Genomic DNA, 17,129 nt, shown 5'->3' on the forward strand with positions numbered 1-17,129 from the left:
GGTGCCCGCACCGCGCCGGCTCCGCCGCACCGGCGCAATGCGCAGGCGGCGGCCGGGCGGTCGCGGGCCGCGGTGTCCGCAGCGGCCGCAGCACCACCCGCGCGCGGCCGCGTTACGAGCCTCTCATCCCCGCCTGTCGCGCAGGGCGGTTCCGGCCAGGGCCGCAGCGGCGAGGAGCGCGAGGACGTAGACCACCACACCGGTCCAGCCGACGGCTTCGTAGCAGATGCCGCCGAGCCAGCCGAAAGTGCTGGAGCCCAGATAGTAGGCCAGCGTGTAAAGGGCCGCGGCCTGAGCGCGCGCGACCGTGGCCCGCCGACCCACCCACGCCGAGGCGGTGGTGTGGGCGACGAAGAAGCTGAACGTGAACAGCAGCAGCCCGCCGATCACCGCCGTGAGCGAGGGGGCGAGCAGCACAGCGGCTCCGGCCGCCATCGCCGCGACCCCGGTGAGCAGCACGGCGCGCCGCCCCAGCCGCTCGACCACCCGCCCGGCGGCCGCCGATCCGGCGGTGCCGGCGAGGTAGGCGACGAACAGGAAGGCCACCAGGGTCTGGGAGAGTCCGAAGGGCGGGCCGGTCATCCGGAAGCCGAGGTAGTTGTAGACCGTGACGAACGCGCCCATCAGGAACAGCGCCTGGCAGTAGAGCGCGAGCAGGCCGGGGTCGCTGACGGCCGAACGTACCCGCCGCACCAGTCCGGGGCCGGCCGATCCGCGGCGTTTGGCGGTGAACCCGCGGCTGCGCGGCACGGCAACGGCGAACACGACCAGTGCGGCCAGGGCGAGCAGCGAGTCCGCGGCGACACCCCACCGCCATCCGCCGAGGTCGGCGACAGCACCGGCCACCAGCCGCCCGCTCATGCCGCCGACCGTGTTGCCCGCGATGTAGACGCCGGCGACGCGGGAGAGGTGGCCGTGGTCGATCTCCTCGGCGAGGTAGGCCATTGCCACGGCCGGGACGCCGCCCAGCGCCGCGCCCTGCAGGCCGCGCAGTGCGAGCAGCGTCCACATGTCCGGTGCGAACGGCGCGGCCAGGCCCAGCGCGGTGGAGACCGACAGTGCTACGGCCATCACCCGGACGCGGCCGAATCGGTCGGCGATACCGCTCCACACCAGCACGAACGCGGCCAGCCCGGCGGTGGCGAAAGAGACGCTCAACGCCACTTGGGACGCGGACGCCGAGAAACTGTCGGCGAGACCGGGCAGCACCGCCTGCACCGCGTACAACTGGGCGAACGTGGCGATCCCGGCCGCTGTCATGGCCACGACGATGCGCCGGTACCCGGTACTTCCGGCGCGGTGGCCGGTGTGGCTGCTGCTTACCGCGGTCCCCTCATCCACACATCCGACGTTAGCGGCGGCATCCCCGGCCACGTGCACGCGGGTTGCCGGTTGTGCCCGTGCGCCTGCTCAACGCATCCGGGAGGCGGCAAGCGCTGCCGCGCTGCCGGCCAGCAGCACGCCGCCGAACACCCCGCCCACGCCGAGGAATCCGGCTCCGGCGACGGCGGCGACCAGGGGTGCCGCTGCACTGGACCCCACATAGAGCCAGAACCCGTACAGGGCGCTGGCACCGGCCAGGTGCGCACCGGCCGCGGCGGTGGTGGCCTGCATCGCGGTGGGCAGGGCGACGGCCGTGGCGAGCACGTAGCCGGCCAGCAGCACCGTGAACACGGCGACCGAGCCGGTCAGCGGTACGGAGATCGCTGCCGCGGCGATGAGCACGGCCGCGGCGGCGGTGCTCATCGCCAGCCGCTGCAGCGGCGCCAACCGCGCCATCGCCGGCGTCAGCAGCGGTGCGGCCAGGATCGCGGGCAGCCCGCTCGCCCGCAGCGTGAGCAGGGCGTCTGAGTCGCCGGCCACGCCCAGCGGGTCGGTGAGGCGCACCGCCGCGTAGACGCCCACAAACCCGAAGAGCAGGGTCGCCGCCGCAATGTAGAGGGGGATCAACCGGGGCAGCACCGCCGCGGTGAGCATGCCCCGGTACGCCGTCGCCACCGGGGTGGAGCGGTCCGGGACGGCCGGGCGCAGCACCAGGCCGGCGAGCACGGCGACGGCGCCGGTGACGGCGGCCGAGGCGAGGAAGGCCGCCGACCAGTCCCATTGGTCGGCGACGAGTCGGCCGCCGACCTGGGCCACAACCGCCGATGCAAGGAACGAGCAGGTGAGCGCGGTGAAAGCCAGGGGGCGGCGCCGCTCGGGGATGTGGTGCGTGAGGTAGGCAATGGCGGTGGGCGCGAAGGCCGCGGCCGCGCACCCCTGGAGCGCTCGGGCCGCGATGACGCTGCCGATGGTGGGCATGTAGGCGGTGACCGCGGCGAACGCGGCGGTGGCGGCCAGCCCGGCGACGATGAGCCGCCGGTGGCCGATGCGCGGCACGAGCGGGCCGATGACGAGGAATCCCAGGGCGTAGGCGGCGCCGTAGGCCGTGAGTGTCCAACTGGCGGCGCCGACGGTGGACCCGGTGGACTGCGCGATCGGGGACAGCAGCGGTAGCGCGAGGTAAAGCTGGCCGGTGATCATCAGCCCGGCCAGGGCCATGGTGAGGATCTGGGGAGCCACCCGCGGTTGGGCCCGCGACAAGCCCGCGGCGGCGGTCGGCTCGGCGAGGATGGAGTCCTGGTTGGGCATGACCCCATGAAAACCAACCAAATGGTTGGCTGTCAATTCGGTATGCTTGTGACATGGGTTCTAGGGACAGCGCGGCCACCCGCCGCAAACTATTGGAGGCCGCACGCGCCGAATTCGCCGAACACGGCATCGCCGGAGGGCGCATCGACCGCATCGCCACCGCGGCGGGTGTGAACAAGGAGCGCGTCTACGGGCACTTCGGCAGCAAGGAGAAGCTGTTCCAGGCCGTACTGGAGGCGGTGAAGACCGAGCATGCCGCGACACTGCCCGCGCCCGGCGAGGACGTCGGCGAGTGGGTGGGGCGGCTCTTCGACGCCCACGCCGCCAACCGCACGATGATGCGCCTGCTCATGTGGGAGGCGCTGTACTTCGAGGAGCGGCCGCTGCCCGACGACAGCGCCCGCTCCGACATCTACTCCGCCAAAGTGCTGGCCCTGGCCCGGACCATGGGCATCGAACCCGACAGCACCGCCGCCATGACACTGCTGTCCCTGCTCGCCCTGGGTGCGTGGCCGAGCGCGATGCCGCAGGTGACCCGGCTGGTGGTGGGCCCGCGCGTCGGCACGGCACCGGGCCGCGCCGACCTGCGCGAGCACATCGTGGCCATGGCCAACGCCGCGGTGCGCGGCGTCGAACACACTCCGGCGCCGGGGCCCGCCGCGGACCCCGGCGGCGCCGAGTGAGCCGGTGAGCCAACGGCCCGGTCATCCAACGGTTCGGTTGGTTATCGGCGCCGGGGCGGGCGGACCGCTCAGCCCGCTTCGACCGCCGCCACCCGCCCGCTGCGGGCGCTGCGCCGGGCGGCCTCGATTACCTCCAGGCCGTGGATTACCTCGTGCAGCTCAACCGGCAGCGGCTCGCCCTCGCCGACCGCGTCGCGCACCGCCGCGTAGAACGCCGGGTAGCACCCGCGCTCGCTGCGGACCTCGTGCGACTCCTCGTCGGTGCCCAACCGCCCCCAGGCCGACTGCGGCTCCACGCCCCAGTCGGCGGCGTCGGGCCGCTCGCCCTCGCCCAAGCGGTCCTCCTGGGAGTCCAGCCCGCTGATGGTGAAGGCGGCGCGGTCGCCCAGCGCCCGGAACCGCGGCCCGAACTGGGCGGCCACGGCACTCATCCACAGGTGCGAACGCACGCCGCCGGCGTGGGTCAGCGCAAGGAAGGAGTCGTCGTCGGCGGCGGCGCCGCGCCGCGCCTCCAGTTCGGCATAGACCGACTCCACCGGCCCGAACAGGTTCACGGCCTGGTCGATCAGGTGCGGACCGAGGTCGTAGAGGATCCCGGCACCGGCTTCGGGGGCGCCGCTGTCGCGCCAGGTGCCCTTGGCCGCGGGCCGCCACCGCTCGAAACGCGACTCGAAGCGGTGCACCCGCCCGAGCGCGCCCTCGTCGATCAGCTTCCACAACGTGAGGAAATCGGAGTCCCAGCGCCGGTTCTGGTAGACGGTCAGCACCTGCTCCAGCCGCCGCGCCTCCTCGGCCAGCTCACGCGCCTCGCCCGAGCCCAACGCAAACGGCTTGTCGACCACCACACCGAACCCGGACTTCAGCGCGGCCCGCGCCAGCGGCACGTGGGTCTCGTTGGGGGTGGTGACCACCGCGATGTCGATGTCGCCGGTACGCTCCCACAGCTCCTCGGCCGTCGCGATCACCTCGGCCCCGGGGTAGCGCCCCCGCACCGCCGCCTGCCGCTCGGGGTTACCGGTCACCACCGCCGAAAGCCGCAGCCCCGGAGTCGTGTCGATCAGCGGCGCATGGAACACCTCGCCACCCTTGCCGTAGCCGATGACGGCGACGTGCAGTTCTCGTTCAGCGTCGTTCGCAGAGGTCATACGTCCACGGTAGTAATCCCCCAGCCCTTGCTGCACTGACGGGATGCCCCTCGAAAACCCGGACACACCGGGTGACGGTTCGCTACCGTCCTCATGCACATGCACACAGCGATCTGAAGGTGGCGGATGGAAATACCACTGGGCCCTTGGACCGAACCCGCCACGTCGGTTGAGCACCTCGGATACGGCTGGCCGGTCCAGTCGGGGGAAGGATGCACCCTTCCGAAAGAGGTGCGGGAAATGCTGGGCCTGCACACCCCGAATGCGATCGTCGAGGTGGTTGCGCGGGAAGGCTGCATCATCCTGCTCCCGCGCGTCGCCGTGCACCCCGACGACGCGTGGTTCTGGGAGGAGGGCCGGCAACAGGCGGAACGAGAAGTTGATGCGGAGATCGCCGCGTCCGGAGTGGGGCCGGGCATGACAGCGGAGGAGTTCCTCGACCGTCTGGAACGGCTTAGCCACTGCAATCCGGAGGAAGGTTTGTGAAGTTCACTGCGACTGACGCGTTCGACTTCGACTTCGCCCGACTATCCCGGCACCAGCGGCACGGCTTGATCGCCGCGATTAGGCAGGGCATCCCGGCGACCGCAGGAGCGCATTCGGCGGACGCTCAGTGGCCGGCCTCGTTGAACTTCCGGCTCCGATCCGTGCACGTCTACTCGATCACCTGGTCCCCCGATTCGCGGTACGCGCATGCCACCTTCCATTTCGAGAAAGACGACGAAGGCGACACCGTCCTCGTCTGGCGCCGCATCGGCGACCAATCCATCTACAAGGACCCCTGACACACGTGCGGGCCGCCCCGGCAGGGCGGCCCGCGGTGGTGTTGTCCGGCTCCGATGGCCGCTAGACCGCCACCGGCTCCCGCAGTTCGGCGGGGCTCAGGGCCAGGTCCAGGACCTCGCGGACGTCGCTGACGGCGTGCACCGTGAGCTGTTCGCGGATGTCGTCGGGCACGTCGTCCAGGTCGGGCTCGTTGCGTGCCGGGATCAGCACGGTGGTGATGCCCGCCCGGTGCGCAGCCAGGAGTTTCTGCTTGACTCCGCCGATCGGCAGCACCCGGCCGGTGAGCGAGACCTCGCCGGTCATGGCCACGTCCGAGCGGGCCGGGCGGCCCGATAGCAGCGAGGCCAGGGCGGTGGTCATGGTGACACCGGCGCTGGGCCCGTCCTTGGGGATCGCGCCCGCAGGGACGTGCAGGTGGACGCCGCGCTCCTTGAGGTCGGCCACCGGCAGCTCGAGTTCGGCGCCCCGCGAGCGCAGGTACGACAGCGCGATCTGGGCGGACTCCTTCATCACGTCGCCGAGCTGGCCGGTCAGGGTCAGCCCGCTGGCGCCGGACTCGGCGTCGGCCAGGGACGCCTCGACGAACAGGACGTCCCCGCCGGTACCGGTGACCGCCAGGCCGGTGGCCACCCCCGGCACGGAGGTGCGTTCGGCGGTTTCCGGGGTGTGCTTGGGCCGCCCGACAAAGCCGGTAAGGTCGTCGGCGCCGACCCGCACCGGAAGCTCGCGGTCGCCCAGCGCCACACCGGCCGCCACCTTGCGCAGCACCCGCGCGATCGTGCGTTCCAATTCGCGGACGCCGGCCTCGCGGGTGTACTCGGCGGCGATCCTGCGCAGGGCGTCGTCGCCGAACTCGGCCTCGCCGGATTCCAGGCCGGCCCGCTCCAGCTGGCGCGGGAGCAGGTGGTCGCGGCCGATGGTCACCTTCTCGTCCTCGGTGTAACCGTCGAGCTGCACCAGTTCCATGCGGTCCAGCAGCGGACCCGGGATGGTCTCCAGCGCGTTGGCGGTGGCGAGGAAGACGACGTCGGACAGGTCGAGGTCGACCTCCAGGTAGTGGTCGCGGAACGTGTGGTTCTGCGCGGGGTCGAGCACCTCGAGCAGTGCCGAGGTGGGGTCGCCGCGGAAGTCGCTGCCGACCTTGTCGATCTCGTCGAGCAGCACGACCGGGTTCATCGAGCCGGATTCCTTGATGGCGCGGACGATGCGCCCGGGCAGCGCGCCGACGTAGGTGCGCCGGTGTCCGCGGATCTCGGCTTCGTCGCGCACCCCGCCCAGGGCCACGCGGGTGAACTCGCGGCCCATGGAGCGCGCCACGGATTCGCCCAGCGAGGTCTTGCCGACACCGGGCGGGCCGACCAGGGCGAGCACGGCCCCGCTGCGGCGCCCGCCGATCACGCCTTGGCCGCGGTCCTCGCGCCGCTTGCGCACCGCGAGGTACTCGACGATGCGCTCCTTGACGTCGTCGAGGCCGGCGTGGTCGGTGTCGAGGATCTCGCGGGCCCCGGCAATGTCGTAGGTGTCGCCGGTGCGGGTGTTCCACGGCATGTCGAGGATGGTGTCGAGCCAGGTGCGGATCCACCCGGACTCCGGCGAGGAGTCGCCGGCCCGCTCCAGCTTGTCGACCTCGGCCAGCGCGGCCTTGCGCACGTGGTCGGGGAGCTCGGCGGACTCGACGCGTTCGCGGTAGTCGTCCTCTTCGCTGCCGGGCTTGCCGCCGAGCTCGTTGAGCTCCTTGCGGATGGCTTCCATCTGGCGGCGCAGCAGGAACTCGCGCTGCTGCTTTTCGACGCCCTCGGTGACGTCCTGGTCGATGGTCTCGGCGACGTCGAGTTCGGCCAGGTACTCGCGGGTCCACTCGTTGAGGAGCCGCAGCCGCTCGGCGACGTCGTAGGTCTCAAGCAGCTGCAGCTTCTGCCCGGTCTTGAGGAAGGGCGAGTAGCCGCCGCGGTCGGCGAGGCGGCCGGGGTCGTCGAGCTGCTGGATGCCGTCCAGGATCTGCCAGGCGCCGCGCTTCTGCAGGTATGTGGTCAGCAGCGACTTGAACTCGCGGGCCTGCTCCTGGACCTTGCCGGGGTAGCCGGCCTCGGGCGGTTCCTCGTCGTGGACCTCGGCCGAGACCCACAGGGCGGCGCCGGGGCCGGTGGTGCCGCTGCCGACACGCGCCCGCGCGGCGCCGCGCAGGACCGCGGCCGGTTCGCCCTCGGGGGTGCGGCCGACCTGTTCGATGACGGCGAGGGTGCCGACCGCCGCGTAGTTGCCGTCGATGCGGGGGACGATCAGCACTTGCGGCTTGCCGGCCGCGCGGATGCCGGGCACCTTTGCTGCGCCCTCGCTCCCGGCGCGGGCGGCGTCGACCGCGGCGCGGACCTCGGAGTCGGAGATGTCGACCGGCACGACCATGCCGGGCAGCACGACCTCGTCGTCGAGGGGAAGCACGGGGAATGTCGCGTTGGACTGCGCTTCAGTCATCAGACCCTCCTTGTTGAGTCACTATCACTCAATAAACGAGAGTCGGGTTTTGTTCCCCCTGCTGTGTTCGCCGTCAGCGATCGGCCGTCGGGCGGGAACGCTGCTGCATACAGGCCTGCGGTTCAGTTCACCAGACCGGCGCGGTAGGCGATCACCACGAGCTGGGCGCGGTCGCGGGCGTGCAGCTTGACCATGGCCCGGCTGACGTGGGTGCGCGCGGTGGCCGGGCTGACCACGAGGCGCTCGGCGATCTCGGCGTTGGACAGTCCCTCGCCGACCAGGGCCAGCACCTCGCGTTCGCGTTCGGTCAGCTCGCCCAGCTGGGGCCGCGGCCCGCTGGAGGGCGCGCGGGCGGTGAAGGAGGCGATGACGCTGCGGGTGACCGACGGCGACAGCAGCGATTCGCCCGCCGCCGCCAACCGGATCGCGCGCAGCAGCTCGCCGGGGTCGCTGTCCTTGATCAGGAATCCGGCCGCTCCGGCGCGCAGCGCGTCGAAGACGTACTCGTCCAGCTCGAAGGTGGTCAGCACCACGACCCGGGTACCGGACAGGGTGTCGTCGGCGGCGATCTCGCGCAGCGCGGCGATGCCGTCCATGCCGGGCATCCGCACGTCCATCAGGATGACGTCGGGGCGCTCGCGGCGCACGACCTCGACCGCTTGGCGCCCGTCGGCGGCTTCGCCGGCGGCGGCCATGTCGTCCTCGGCGTCGATGAGCACCCGCAGGCCCATGCGCACCAGTTCCTGGTCGTCGGCGAGGGCCACCCGGATCGTGCTCAACGCTCCCCCAGCGGCAGCTCGGCGCGCACCCGGAACCCGCCCTCGGCACGCGGTCCGGCTTCGAGCCGCCCGCCGACAGCCCGGGCCCGCTCGCGCATCCCGGCGATGCCGCTGCCTTCCTGATGGCCGCCGCGGCGGGCGGGTCCGTTGTCGGTGATCTCCACGGTCAACTCCTCGGGATGGGACTGGGGACGGTAGCCGATGACGACGGTCGAGCCGGTGCCGCCGCTGTGCCGGACCGCGTTGGTCAGCGCCTCTTGGACGATCCGGTAGGCGGCGTGGTCGAGCGCCGCGGGCAGCGCGGTGCGCTCGCCTTCGATACGCACGTCGACACTGTGCCCTGCGGATCCGATACCCGCTGTGAGCTCATCGAGTCGGCCCAGTCCGGGAACGGGCTCGCGTTCGGTTCCGGGGCCGGCCGCCGCCGCGCCGCTGCCGGGCACGCTGCCGGAGCCGGAACCGGCTCCGGTGGCCGCCGGAGCCGCGCCGGCGCCACCGGCCGGACCGCCGTCCGCACCGTCCTCGGGTGCGCGGAATACCGCGAGAGTGCCGCGCAGCTCCACCAGCGCGTCCTTGCTGGTCTGGCGGATCGCCTGCAGCGCGGGTTCGGCCTGTTCCGGCCGCTTGCCCAGCACGTGCAGGGCGACCCCGGCCTGCATGTTGATGACCGAGAGGCTGTGCCCCACGACGTCGTGCACTTCGCGGGCGATGCGCAGCCGTTCCTCATAGGCCGAGCGGCGCAGCTCCTGGTCGCGTTCGCGGCGGGCGGTCTCGCGGCGGGAGCGCACGATCACACCCAGCGCCGCCGGGAGCAGCAGCAGCGGTGCGAAGAGGAACACGGCGGTGGCGGTGGAGGGGTCGAGCAACCCGAAGTAGGGCAGCTCCGCGCGGCCGGCGAGGAACATCGGCACCGCCAGCACCAGCCAGGGTGTCCACTGCCGCAGCGGCAGCAGCGACGCCGCGGTGTAGGCCAGCACGGCAAGCCCCAGCCGCAGCGGCGCACTGTCCTGGCCCAAGGCGAGGAACACGGTGACGGCGGCCATCGCGCAGGCGAACGCGGCCAGCGGGTGGAAGCGGCGCACCGCGAGGCATACCACCACCGCGGCGATGCAGGCATAGGCGGCGGGCGGCAGCGCGGCAATGGCGCCGGGGTCGCCGCCGCCGTCGGCCCAGGGCGGGCCGCCCCGGGCGTGGGTGCCGCCCGGGCCCCACTGCGGGGTGTCGCCGGGTCCGCCGGCGGGCGGGCCGCCGCCGAAGTGGGCACCGGCCATCGCCGCCGCGCCGATGCCGAGCGCGATGGGGATGTCCAGGGCGAGGACGCGGGCGGTGCGTTTCTCGCGGATCACCCCAACGACACTAGTCCGCCCAGCGCTGCAGGGCATCGGTTCCAGGGCGTATTCGCACTGGTGCCGGGTGCGTAGCCCGAGTGCCGCCCCACGGGCGACGCGCGGCGGGCCTGTGCCGCCCACTCTGGAGGCATGAATACCGCACTGACCGCGGCAGGGGCCCAAGCCGCCGAACTCGCGATGTTCGCCGGCCCTCCTGACCGCTTCCACCACGGACCGCCGTTCCCACCGCTGATCGGAGCCGCAATGCTGCTTTTCCTGCTCCTGCTGCTGGGGGCACTCGCCTACCTGCTGTTCTCGCGTGCCAGGGGCCACCGCCCGCCGTGGGCGGGTGGCGTCTCGGAGCCGCCGGAGTACGACGCACGCAAGCTGCTCGCCGAACGTTTCGCGCGCGGCGACATAACCGCCGACGAGTTCCACGAGCGCGCCAGCGTGCTGAACTGGACGCCGGGAACGAGCGGGGGCGGCCGCAAGGGCGGCACCAGGTGAGCATCCCGCCGGGCGGACCGCGCAAGGCGCTGCTGAGCGTGCATGTCATCGCGTCGGTCGGCTGGGTCGGCGTGCACGGCAGCGTCCTGGCGCTGCTGGCCGCCGGCCTGGCCGCCGATGGCGCCGCCCGGGCCGGTGTGCTCTACGGAGCCGCAGCCGAGCTGGCGGGGCTGCTGGTGCTCCCGCTGAGCCTGCTGGCGCTGGTCTCGGGCCTGGCCGCGGCGCTGGGCACACCGTGGGGGCTGTTCCGCCACTACTGGGTGGCGGCCAAGTTGGCGCTGACCGCGGTACTGGTGGCAGGCAGCAACCTGCGGCTGGTGCCCGGGGTGGCCGACCTGGCCCGGGCGACCGAGGGCGGAACGGTTCTGCCCGCCTACGCCGACCGGCTGAGCATGGTGGTCGCGCTTTCGGTGGCACTCGCGTTTCTGCTGGCGGCCACCCTGCTGTCCACGGTCAAGCCGTTCGGCCGGATCCGCAGCCGCCGCCGGGCGGCGGACACGCGCACCCCGGCGCGCGCCTCCGCCGGTGCGCCGCCCGGGCCGCGCTGACTCCGCTCCGGTGCCGGCCCGACCGCACCGCCCGCCCGGCCGGGCCGCTCCGCACCGACCGCTGTGACCCTGACCGCACTGACCGCACTGACCGCACTGACCGCACTGACCCTTCCGACTGAACTGCCCGAACTGCTGAACTGCCGAACCGGTGAACCGCCCGACCGCGCCGCCGGAACGCGCCGCGCCGAATTCCCGGGGCTCGCCCGCCCGCCGCAGCGACAGCCGACCGATCGCGTGGCATCCTCAAACCGGGCAAGCGAGACGCGGGAGGATCATGGCCGGCATGTGGCACGGCGACCTTTACGCCGACTTCGAAGGCACCGACCAAGGCGGCGCGGACGACATCGACGCCCTCATCCGCGCGACCTCGCCGGCGGGCGGCGGCCCGGGTGCCGGCGGCGGGACCGCCGGGCGCCCCCATCCGCCCGGCGCACCGGCGGCGCGCACCGTCCCCTACGACGTGGTCACCGGCGTCGCCGAAACCCCGGTCGGCTTCGTGTTCTGCGCGATGACCGAGGCCGGGCTGGCGGCGTGTTCGTTCGCGCCCGAGGAGGCGGTGGTCGAGCGGCTCGAACGCGCGGTTTCACCGAACATCGGCCCGCACGACGCCCACCTGGAGCCGGTGCGCCGCGAACTCAACGCCTACTTCGGAGGGCGGTTGACCAGCTTCGGCGTTCCGCTGGACCTGCGGCTCACCGGCGACTTCGGCCGCGTGGTGCTGCGTTCGCTGCTGGACGTGCCCTATGGCGGCACGGTCGCGCTGGGCGATTTGGCCCGGCGGATCGGCCGACCCAATGCGCGCCGCGCGATCGCCAGCACACTCGCCGAAAACCCGCTGTGCCTGTTCCTGCCCTGCCACCGGGTGGTCGCCGACGACTATCCCGACGATGTGGGCCCCTACTCGGGCGGGGTGGCGGCCAAGCGCAGCCTGCTGGCGCTGGAAGCGGCCAACAAGCCCGCCTGAGGCCGGCGCCGGCGGGGAGCGGGTCCTACCCCTGCGCTGCCGGGCGCTACCGCACCACCGGGCCGCCGAGGAGGTCGGCGAGCTCGGCGGTGAGGCCCTTGCCGGCCGTCTCGATCATGCTCAGCACCGTGCTGAAGCCGTCGTCGCCGCCGTAGTAGGGGTCGGGAACCTCGGGGTTGGGCCCGCCGCCGCTTCCGGGCGCGAAGCTGCGGAACAGTCGCAGCCGGTCGCCCGCAGCAGCCGGGTCGGGGGCCAGTTGCACCAGCTCGTCCAGGTTGTCCAGGTCCATTGCCAGGATCAGGTCGCGGTCGGCGAACCGGGCGGGGTCGAACCGGCGGGCGCTGTGGTCGGTGGGGTAGCCGTGCACCCGCAGCGCGGCGGCCGCCCGCGGGTCCATGCCCGAGCCGATGTGCCAACTGCCGGTGCCGGAGCTGTCCACGACCACCGCACCGGTCAGCCCGGCGCGTCCGAGGCCGGCGGTGACGACCTTCTCGGCCATCGGCGACCGGCAGATATTGCCGAGGCACACCAGCGAAATGCGGTAGGGCCCGGCGGGGTCGAGGGGTTCAGGCAGACTCATGGGGACAAGCCTAGTGGGAGGCGCTCCCGTGGAGCTGCGGGCCGCGCGAGCTTGCCGCACCCGGCGCGGTGCGGCCGGGTATCAGTTCGCGGGCAGCCGCACCACGGTGACGAAAAAGTCGTCGATCTGCCGGACGACCTGGATGAACTGCTCGAAGTCGACGGGCTTGGCGACGTAGGCGTTGGCGTGCAGCCGGTAGCTGCGCAGGATGTCCTCCTCCGCCTCGGATGTGGTCAGCACCACAATGGGGATGTGTGACAGCGAGTCGTCCTTCTTGACCTCCTCCAGCACCTCGCGCCCGTCCTTGCGGGGCAGGTTGAGGTCGAGCAGGATCAGGTGCGGCGCGGGCGCGTCGGCGTACTCGTCCTCGCGGCGCAGGAAGCGCAGGGCCTCCACACCGTCGGAGACCACATGCAGGCGGTTGCCCACCTTGTGCTCCTGGAACGCCTCTTTGGTCATCAGGACATCGCCGGGGTCGTCCTCGACCAGCAGCACCTCTATGGCTTGCACCAAGTTGACCTCGCTCATGTTCATCCGACCTGTTCCGAATCGGCCCCGGCCGTGCCGGGAGGATCCTCGTGGTCATCGGGTCGGGACCCGGTGCCGCCCTCTGCAGGCCCGCCGCCCGCCGGTGGGGCCTGTTGGGCTGCGGTGTCCTGGTCGGTGCTCGTGTCCGAGTCGGCCGCGCCGCCGTCGCCGACAGGCAGCGACCAGCATATGCGGGTCCCCTGCCGTTCGCCGCCGGCTCCGGCGGGCTGGACGGACGATGTGTCCAGCCAGATGCGGCCGCCGTGGAAGTCCACGATCTTCTTGCACATGGCCAGGCCGATGCCGGTGCCGCCGTACTGGTCGCGGGTGTGCAGCCGCTGGAAGATCACGAACACCCGTTCGGCGTACTGGGGTTCGATGCCGATCCCGTTGTCGGAGCAGCAGAACACCCACTCGTCACCGCTGCGCTCGGCGCTGATGTGCACGCGGGGCGGGTCGTCGCCGCGGAACTTGACGGCGTTGCCGATGAGGTTGAAGTAGACCTGGGTGAGCAGGGTGCGGTCGCCCTGGACGGTGGGCATGGGGTCGGCGGTGACGACCGCGCCGGCTTCGTCCAGGCGGGTCTCCAGGCTGGACAGCGCGTCGGAGAGGGCGGCGCCGAGGTCGACGGGCGCGTTGTCTTTGGTGCGGCCCACGCGGGAGAACGCCAGCAGGTCGTTGATGAGGGTCTGCATCCGCTTGGCGCCCTCGACCGCGTAGTCGATGTAGGAGTCGGCGCGGTCGTCGAGCCGGCCCTGGTAGCGGCGCTGCAGCAATTGGCAGAAGCTGGCGACCTTGCGCAGCGGTTCCTGCAGGTCGTGTGAGGCGACGTAGGCGAACTGCTCCAGCTCCAGGTTGGAGCGGCGCAGCTCGTCGGTCTGGCGTTCCAGCAGCTCCGACTGTTCCTGCAGGGTACGGCGCGCTGTGCCGACCTCGTCCAGGTCGCGCACGATCCGTTCGCGCATGGCCTCGACGTCGCGGCCGACCTGTTCTATCTCGGGCGGGCCGTGCAGCTCGATGCGGTGGGTGTAATAGCCCTCGGAGACCTGCATCAGGTGGCTGCCGAGCTCGTCCAGCGGGCGCAGCACCCAGTTCTGCAGCATCACCCACAGGAAGCAGCACAGCACGACCACGACCAGACCGACCAGCCCCAGCAGCGCCACGACCTGCTGGGTGGCCAGGGTCAGCCCGTCGCGGGCCTGGGTCAGCTCCTGGTCGATGTGCTGTTCGGCGCGCGCGCCCGCTGCCCGCAGGTCGTCGAACCGGTCGCGGCCGAGCTGGTAGTCGCCGGAGGTGATCTCCTCGTCGGCCCGCGCCCTCTCCAGGGTGGGTTCGGCGTAGTCCTCCTGCCAGTCCTGGCCCGCTTCGATGAGCCGGTCGATGTAGCGGTCGACATCGCCGTTCTGGTGGGCGATGTTGCGGAGCTGGGGCAGGCTCTCGTTGAGGTCCTGCTTGCCCTGCTGGTACGGCGACAGGAAGTTGGGGTCGTCGGTGAGCGCGAACCCGCGGATGCCGTTGTCCATGTTGAGGTAGGCCGACATGGTCTGGCGCACGGCGCTCTGGGCCGGTGTCAGTTCGTCCACCTGCCGGTCCAGGGCCTCGCGGGCGTTGAAAGCGGAGAGGGTGATCGTCGAGACGGAAGCGACCAGCACGACAGCCACCGAGGCGAGCAGAACGGTGACCCGGCGGCGCAGCGGCCACCTTCTCACTGCCGGTCCTCGTGCGTGATCAGCAGCATGGCGACGTCGTCCTGCAGCGGGCCGCCGTTGTAGTGCTCGGCCTCGTCGACGAGGTGCTCGGGCAGGTCGACGATGGAGGTGCCGCGGCCCAGCACGTCGCCGACCATGCGGCGCAGCCCGCTGACCTCAAGGCGGGCCGGCGGCTGGCTGTCGTAGGCGTCGACCAGGCCGTCGGTGTAGAGCATGAGCGTGGCGCCGCGGGGCAGCCGGAACCCTTCGACCTCGGTCTCGCCTTCGGGGAAGACCCCCAGCGGGGGCCGGGGCACCACGGCGACCTCTTCGACCGCACCGTTGTGCAGCACCAGGGGCGGCGGGTGGCCGAACAGCCGGATCCGGGCCTGTTCGCTGCCGGTGTCCAGGCTGGTCTGGCACAGCGTGGCGTACATCTCCTCCTGAGCGCGCTCGCTGATGAGGATCTCCTCCAGCGCCGGCAGCACGTCGGCCTCTGCCACACCGCCCATGACCAGGGCGCGCCAGGCGATGCGCAGGCTCACGCCCAGCGCGGCTTCGTCGGGCCCGTGGCCGCTGACATCGCCGACGATGACGTGGGTGGTGCCGTCCTTCTGCACCGCGTCGAAGAAGTCGCCACCGACCAGGGCGCGTTTGCGGCCGGGCCGGTAGAAGGAGCGGTGGCTCAGCGGCGAGCTGTCCAGCAGCACCTGGGGGAGCAGGCCGCGCTCCAGGCGCATGTTCTCGCGGGCGTAGAGTTCGGCCTCGCGCAGTTGCCGGGCGTTCTCGTCGGCGCGCTGGCGCTCGACGGAGTAGCGCAGGCTGCGGGCCAGCAGCGAGCCGTCGACCTGGCCTTTGACCAGGTAGTCCTGGGCGCCTGCGGCAACGGCGGCGACGCCTTCGTGCTCGTCGTCGAATCCGGTGAGGACCACGACGGCCGCTGAAGGCGCGGTGGTCAGTACTTCGCGCAGCAGGCCCATGCCGCTGGCGTCGGGGAGGTTGAGGTCGAGAAGCACGCAACCGCGGAAGGTGTGGAAGTGCTCGCGGGCCTCGGCGAGGCTGCTGACCCAGGTGATGCGGGTGTCCAGCGCGGTATCGGCGAGCAGTTCTTCGACCAGGAACGCGTCCTGGGTGTCGTCCTCGATCAGGAGGACGTCGACCGCCTCGGCGGTCGAGGCGGCATGCCGGTCCATGACAGCCTCAGCGGCGCGGCCGGGGTCGGCCGGCCGCGTTGATTCGGTATCGGTCATGGTTACGGGCTCGTGTCCTGGTTCTCTGATATCCACACATCGCCTCTACGTCGACCGGTGCGCGGTGCACGTCGTCAGCCGTTGCGGCTGTCAAACGATAATCGCCCGGCACGTTTTGTCGCTAGCGGGATTGCACGAGGGGACGTTCAAACGGTGGCTGGGAACCCCGCGCTTTCGGTGCGCACGGCGCACCGGCGTGCACCTCAAGGTTACCCGCCCTCAGCAGACCTGATTTCTCGACACTGCGTCACTTAACCTTGTACCACGCACCGGCATGCTGACATGATGTCAGTATCCTGATCGGGACAAAAGGTGACGAAGGAGGGCGTGTGCCCACTGTGCCCGCAGCCGATCGCGACTTCTCCCCCGGTACTCCCACCTCCGCCGGCACCACAGGAACCGCCGGCTCCGGTAGCTCGAGCAGCTCCGGTAACCCCGGCAATTCGGACAGCCGTGTTGACACCGGCAGTACCGGCGGCCGCGCTCCGCACAACGGCGAGACTGCCCCGAGCCTCTTCTCCGAACAGCTGAAGCAGGCCACCTGGTCGGCGCACGAGAACGCCGAGCAGCACGGCTTCACCCGCGCCTTGCTGGATGGCAGGCTGCCCCGCGAGGGCTATGCCGCCATGGTCGCCCAGCACTACTTCGCCTACGCCGCCCTGGAGCAGGTGGGCCGTTCCCTGGCCGACCACCCCGTCGCCGGCAGCGTCGTCAACCCCGCACTGTTCCGCATTCCCGCACTGCAGTACGACCTCGCCGCGCTCTACGGCGAGAACTGGTACGAGCGCATCTCCCCCTCCCTGCCCACGCGCACCTACACGGCCCGCATCGAGCAGATGGCGGCCGACCCCGCCGGCTACGTGGCCCACCACTACACCCGCTACCTCGGCGATGTCTCCGGCGGGCAGTTCATCCGCACCGCCGCCGCCCGCGCCTACGGCCTGGACGAATCCGGCGGAACCGCGTTCTACGACTTCTCCGCGCTGGGCAGCCTGCCGCGGTTCAAGGCCGGCTACCGGGCGCAGCTCGACGCCCTGGAACTGGACACCGCCGGACGCGAACGCGTCGTGCGCGAAACCAAGCTGGCATACCAGCTCAACGTCGAGGTACTGGCCGAACTCGGCCACGCCTTCGCCTGCGAACCGGCGGCCTGACACCGGACGCCCCGGCCGCACCGCGGCCCGCTCCGCCGACCGGGCCCGCCCTCTCGGTACGCGCAGCCCGTCCGCCTTCCCGC

Annotated in this window: 17 protein-coding genes; 7 read left to right on the forward strand and 10 right to left on the reverse strand. The window is 71.8% G+C overall.

Annotated elements, in window-relative coordinates; genetic code table 11:
- Window positions 1-123: 123 nt before the first annotated feature.
- Both ACYVD5_RS14675 and ACYVD5_RS14680 read right to left on the reverse strand, forming a co-directional pair.
- Complete coding sequence (locus ACYVD5_RS14675; RefSeq protein WP_461001590.1) at window positions 124-1,341, reverse strand: MFS transporter; 1,218 nt, start codon at window positions 1,339-1,341, stop codon at window positions 124-126.
- A 69-nt stretch (window positions 1,342-1,410) separates the two neighbouring features.
- Complete coding sequence (locus ACYVD5_RS14680; protein WP_461001591.1) at window positions 1,411-2,631, reverse strand: MFS transporter; 1,221 nt, start codon at window positions 2,629-2,631, stop codon at window positions 1,411-1,413.
- A 53-nt stretch (window positions 2,632-2,684) separates the two neighbouring features.
- Between ACYVD5_RS14680 and ACYVD5_RS14685 the strand changes: the two genes are divergently transcribed.
- Window positions 2,685-3,314, forward strand: a complete 630-nt coding sequence (locus ACYVD5_RS14685; protein ID WP_461001592.1) for a TetR/AcrR family transcriptional regulator — start codon at window positions 2,685-2,687, stop codon at window positions 3,312-3,314.
- Window positions 3,315-3,382: 68 nt separating this feature from the next.
- Here the strand turns inward: ACYVD5_RS14685 and ACYVD5_RS14690 are convergent, their stop codons facing one another.
- Window positions 3,383-4,459, reverse strand: coding sequence for a Gfo/Idh/MocA family oxidoreductase (locus ACYVD5_RS14690; RefSeq protein WP_461001593.1), 1,077 nt, complete (start codon window positions 4,457-4,459; stop codon window positions 3,383-3,385).
- A gap of 240 nt (window positions 4,460-4,699) precedes the next feature.
- On the opposite strand from ACYVD5_RS14690, the gene ACYVD5_RS14695 reads away from it, so the two are divergent.
- Entirely contained in the window at window positions 4,700-4,945 is a 246-nt protein-coding gene (locus ACYVD5_RS14695; protein ID WP_461001594.1) for a hypothetical protein, read from the forward strand.
- Window positions 4,942-5,244, forward strand: a complete 303-nt coding sequence (locus tag ACYVD5_RS14700; RefSeq protein WP_461001595.1) for a hypothetical protein — start codon at window positions 4,942-4,944, stop codon at window positions 5,242-5,244. Before ACYVD5_RS14695 ends, ACYVD5_RS14700 begins: the two co-directional genes overlap by 4 nt.
- Before the next feature lie 61 nt (window positions 5,245-5,305).
- On the opposite strand, the gene lon is transcribed toward ACYVD5_RS14700, so the two are convergent.
- The 3 genes from lon to ACYVD5_RS14715 all read right to left on the reverse strand — a co-directional run bounded on the left by lon (window position 5,306) and on the right by ACYVD5_RS14715 (window position 9,842).
- Window positions 5,306-7,717: an endopeptidase La gene (lon, locus tag ACYVD5_RS14705; protein ID WP_461001596.1), complete on the reverse strand. Its 2,412-nt coding sequence runs from the start codon at window positions 7,715-7,717 to the stop codon at window positions 5,306-5,308.
- A gap of 122 nt (window positions 7,718-7,839) precedes the next feature.
- Window positions 7,840-8,496 carry a response regulator gene (locus ACYVD5_RS14710; RefSeq protein ID WP_461001597.1) on the reverse strand — a complete coding sequence of 219 codons (657 nt, stop codon included), beginning with the start codon at window positions 8,494-8,496 and terminating at the stop codon, window positions 7,840-7,842.
- Complete coding sequence (locus ACYVD5_RS14715; protein WP_461001598.1) at window positions 8,493-9,842, reverse strand: sensor histidine kinase; 1,350 nt, start codon at window positions 9,840-9,842, stop codon at window positions 8,493-8,495. The genes ACYVD5_RS14710 and ACYVD5_RS14715 overlap by 4 nt, the downstream gene beginning before the upstream one ends.
- Before the next feature lie 132 nt (window positions 9,843-9,974).
- Here ACYVD5_RS14715 and ACYVD5_RS14720 point away from each other — a divergent pair, with 132 nt between their 5' ends.
- The 3 genes from ACYVD5_RS14720 (at window position 9,975) to ACYVD5_RS14730 (ending at window position 11,846) form a co-directional block, all read left to right on the forward strand.
- A complete protein-coding gene (locus ACYVD5_RS14720; RefSeq protein WP_461001599.1) occupies window positions 9,975-10,331 on the forward strand; it encodes an SHOCT domain-containing protein in 357 nt (118 codons plus the stop codon).
- On the forward strand, window positions 10,328-10,879 hold the full coding sequence (locus tag ACYVD5_RS14725) for a hypothetical protein (protein ID WP_461001600.1): 552 nt from the start codon (window positions 10,328-10,330) through the stop codon (window positions 10,877-10,879). Before ACYVD5_RS14720 ends, ACYVD5_RS14725 begins: the two co-directional genes overlap by 4 nt.
- Window positions 10,880-11,156: 277 nt before the next feature.
- Entirely contained in the window at window positions 11,157-11,846 is a 690-nt protein-coding gene (locus ACYVD5_RS14730; protein ID WP_461001601.1) for a methylated-DNA--[protein]-cysteine S-methyltransferase, read from the forward strand.
- A gap of 46 nt (window positions 11,847-11,892) precedes the next feature.
- Here ACYVD5_RS14730 and ACYVD5_RS14735 read toward each other — a convergent pair whose 3' ends face one another.
- From ACYVD5_RS14735 to ACYVD5_RS14750, 4 genes are all read right to left on the reverse strand, one after another.
- Window positions 11,893-12,426: a low molecular weight protein-tyrosine-phosphatase gene (locus ACYVD5_RS14735; protein ID WP_461001602.1), complete on the reverse strand. Its 534-nt coding sequence runs from the start codon at window positions 12,424-12,426 to the stop codon at window positions 11,893-11,895.
- A gap of 81 nt (window positions 12,427-12,507) precedes the next feature.
- Window positions 12,508-12,954: a response regulator gene (locus ACYVD5_RS14740; protein WP_461001603.1), complete on the reverse strand. Its 447-nt coding sequence runs from the start codon at window positions 12,952-12,954 to the stop codon at window positions 12,508-12,510.
- Window positions 12,955-12,956: 2 nt separating this feature from the next.
- Window positions 12,957-14,663 carry a sensor histidine kinase gene (locus tag ACYVD5_RS14745; RefSeq protein ID WP_461001604.1) on the reverse strand — a complete coding sequence of 569 codons (1,707 nt, stop codon included), beginning with the start codon at window positions 14,661-14,663 and terminating at the stop codon, window positions 12,957-12,959.
- Window positions 14,660-15,892: a PP2C family protein-serine/threonine phosphatase gene (locus tag ACYVD5_RS14750; RefSeq protein ID WP_461001605.1), complete on the reverse strand. Its 1,233-nt coding sequence runs from the start codon at window positions 15,890-15,892 to the stop codon at window positions 14,660-14,662. The genes ACYVD5_RS14745 and ACYVD5_RS14750 overlap by 4 nt, the downstream gene beginning before the upstream one ends.
- A gap of 527 nt (window positions 15,893-16,419) precedes the next feature.
- Here ACYVD5_RS14750 and ACYVD5_RS14755 point away from each other — a divergent pair.
- Window positions 16,420-17,046 (forward strand): biliverdin-producing heme oxygenase, encoded by a 627-nt coding sequence (locus tag ACYVD5_RS14755; protein WP_461001660.1) that lies wholly within the window; start codon window positions 16,420-16,422, stop codon window positions 17,044-17,046.
- The last annotated feature ends 83 nt before the right edge of the window (window positions 17,047-17,129 follow it).

This window comes from Streptomonospora sediminis (genome assembly GCF_054778995.1).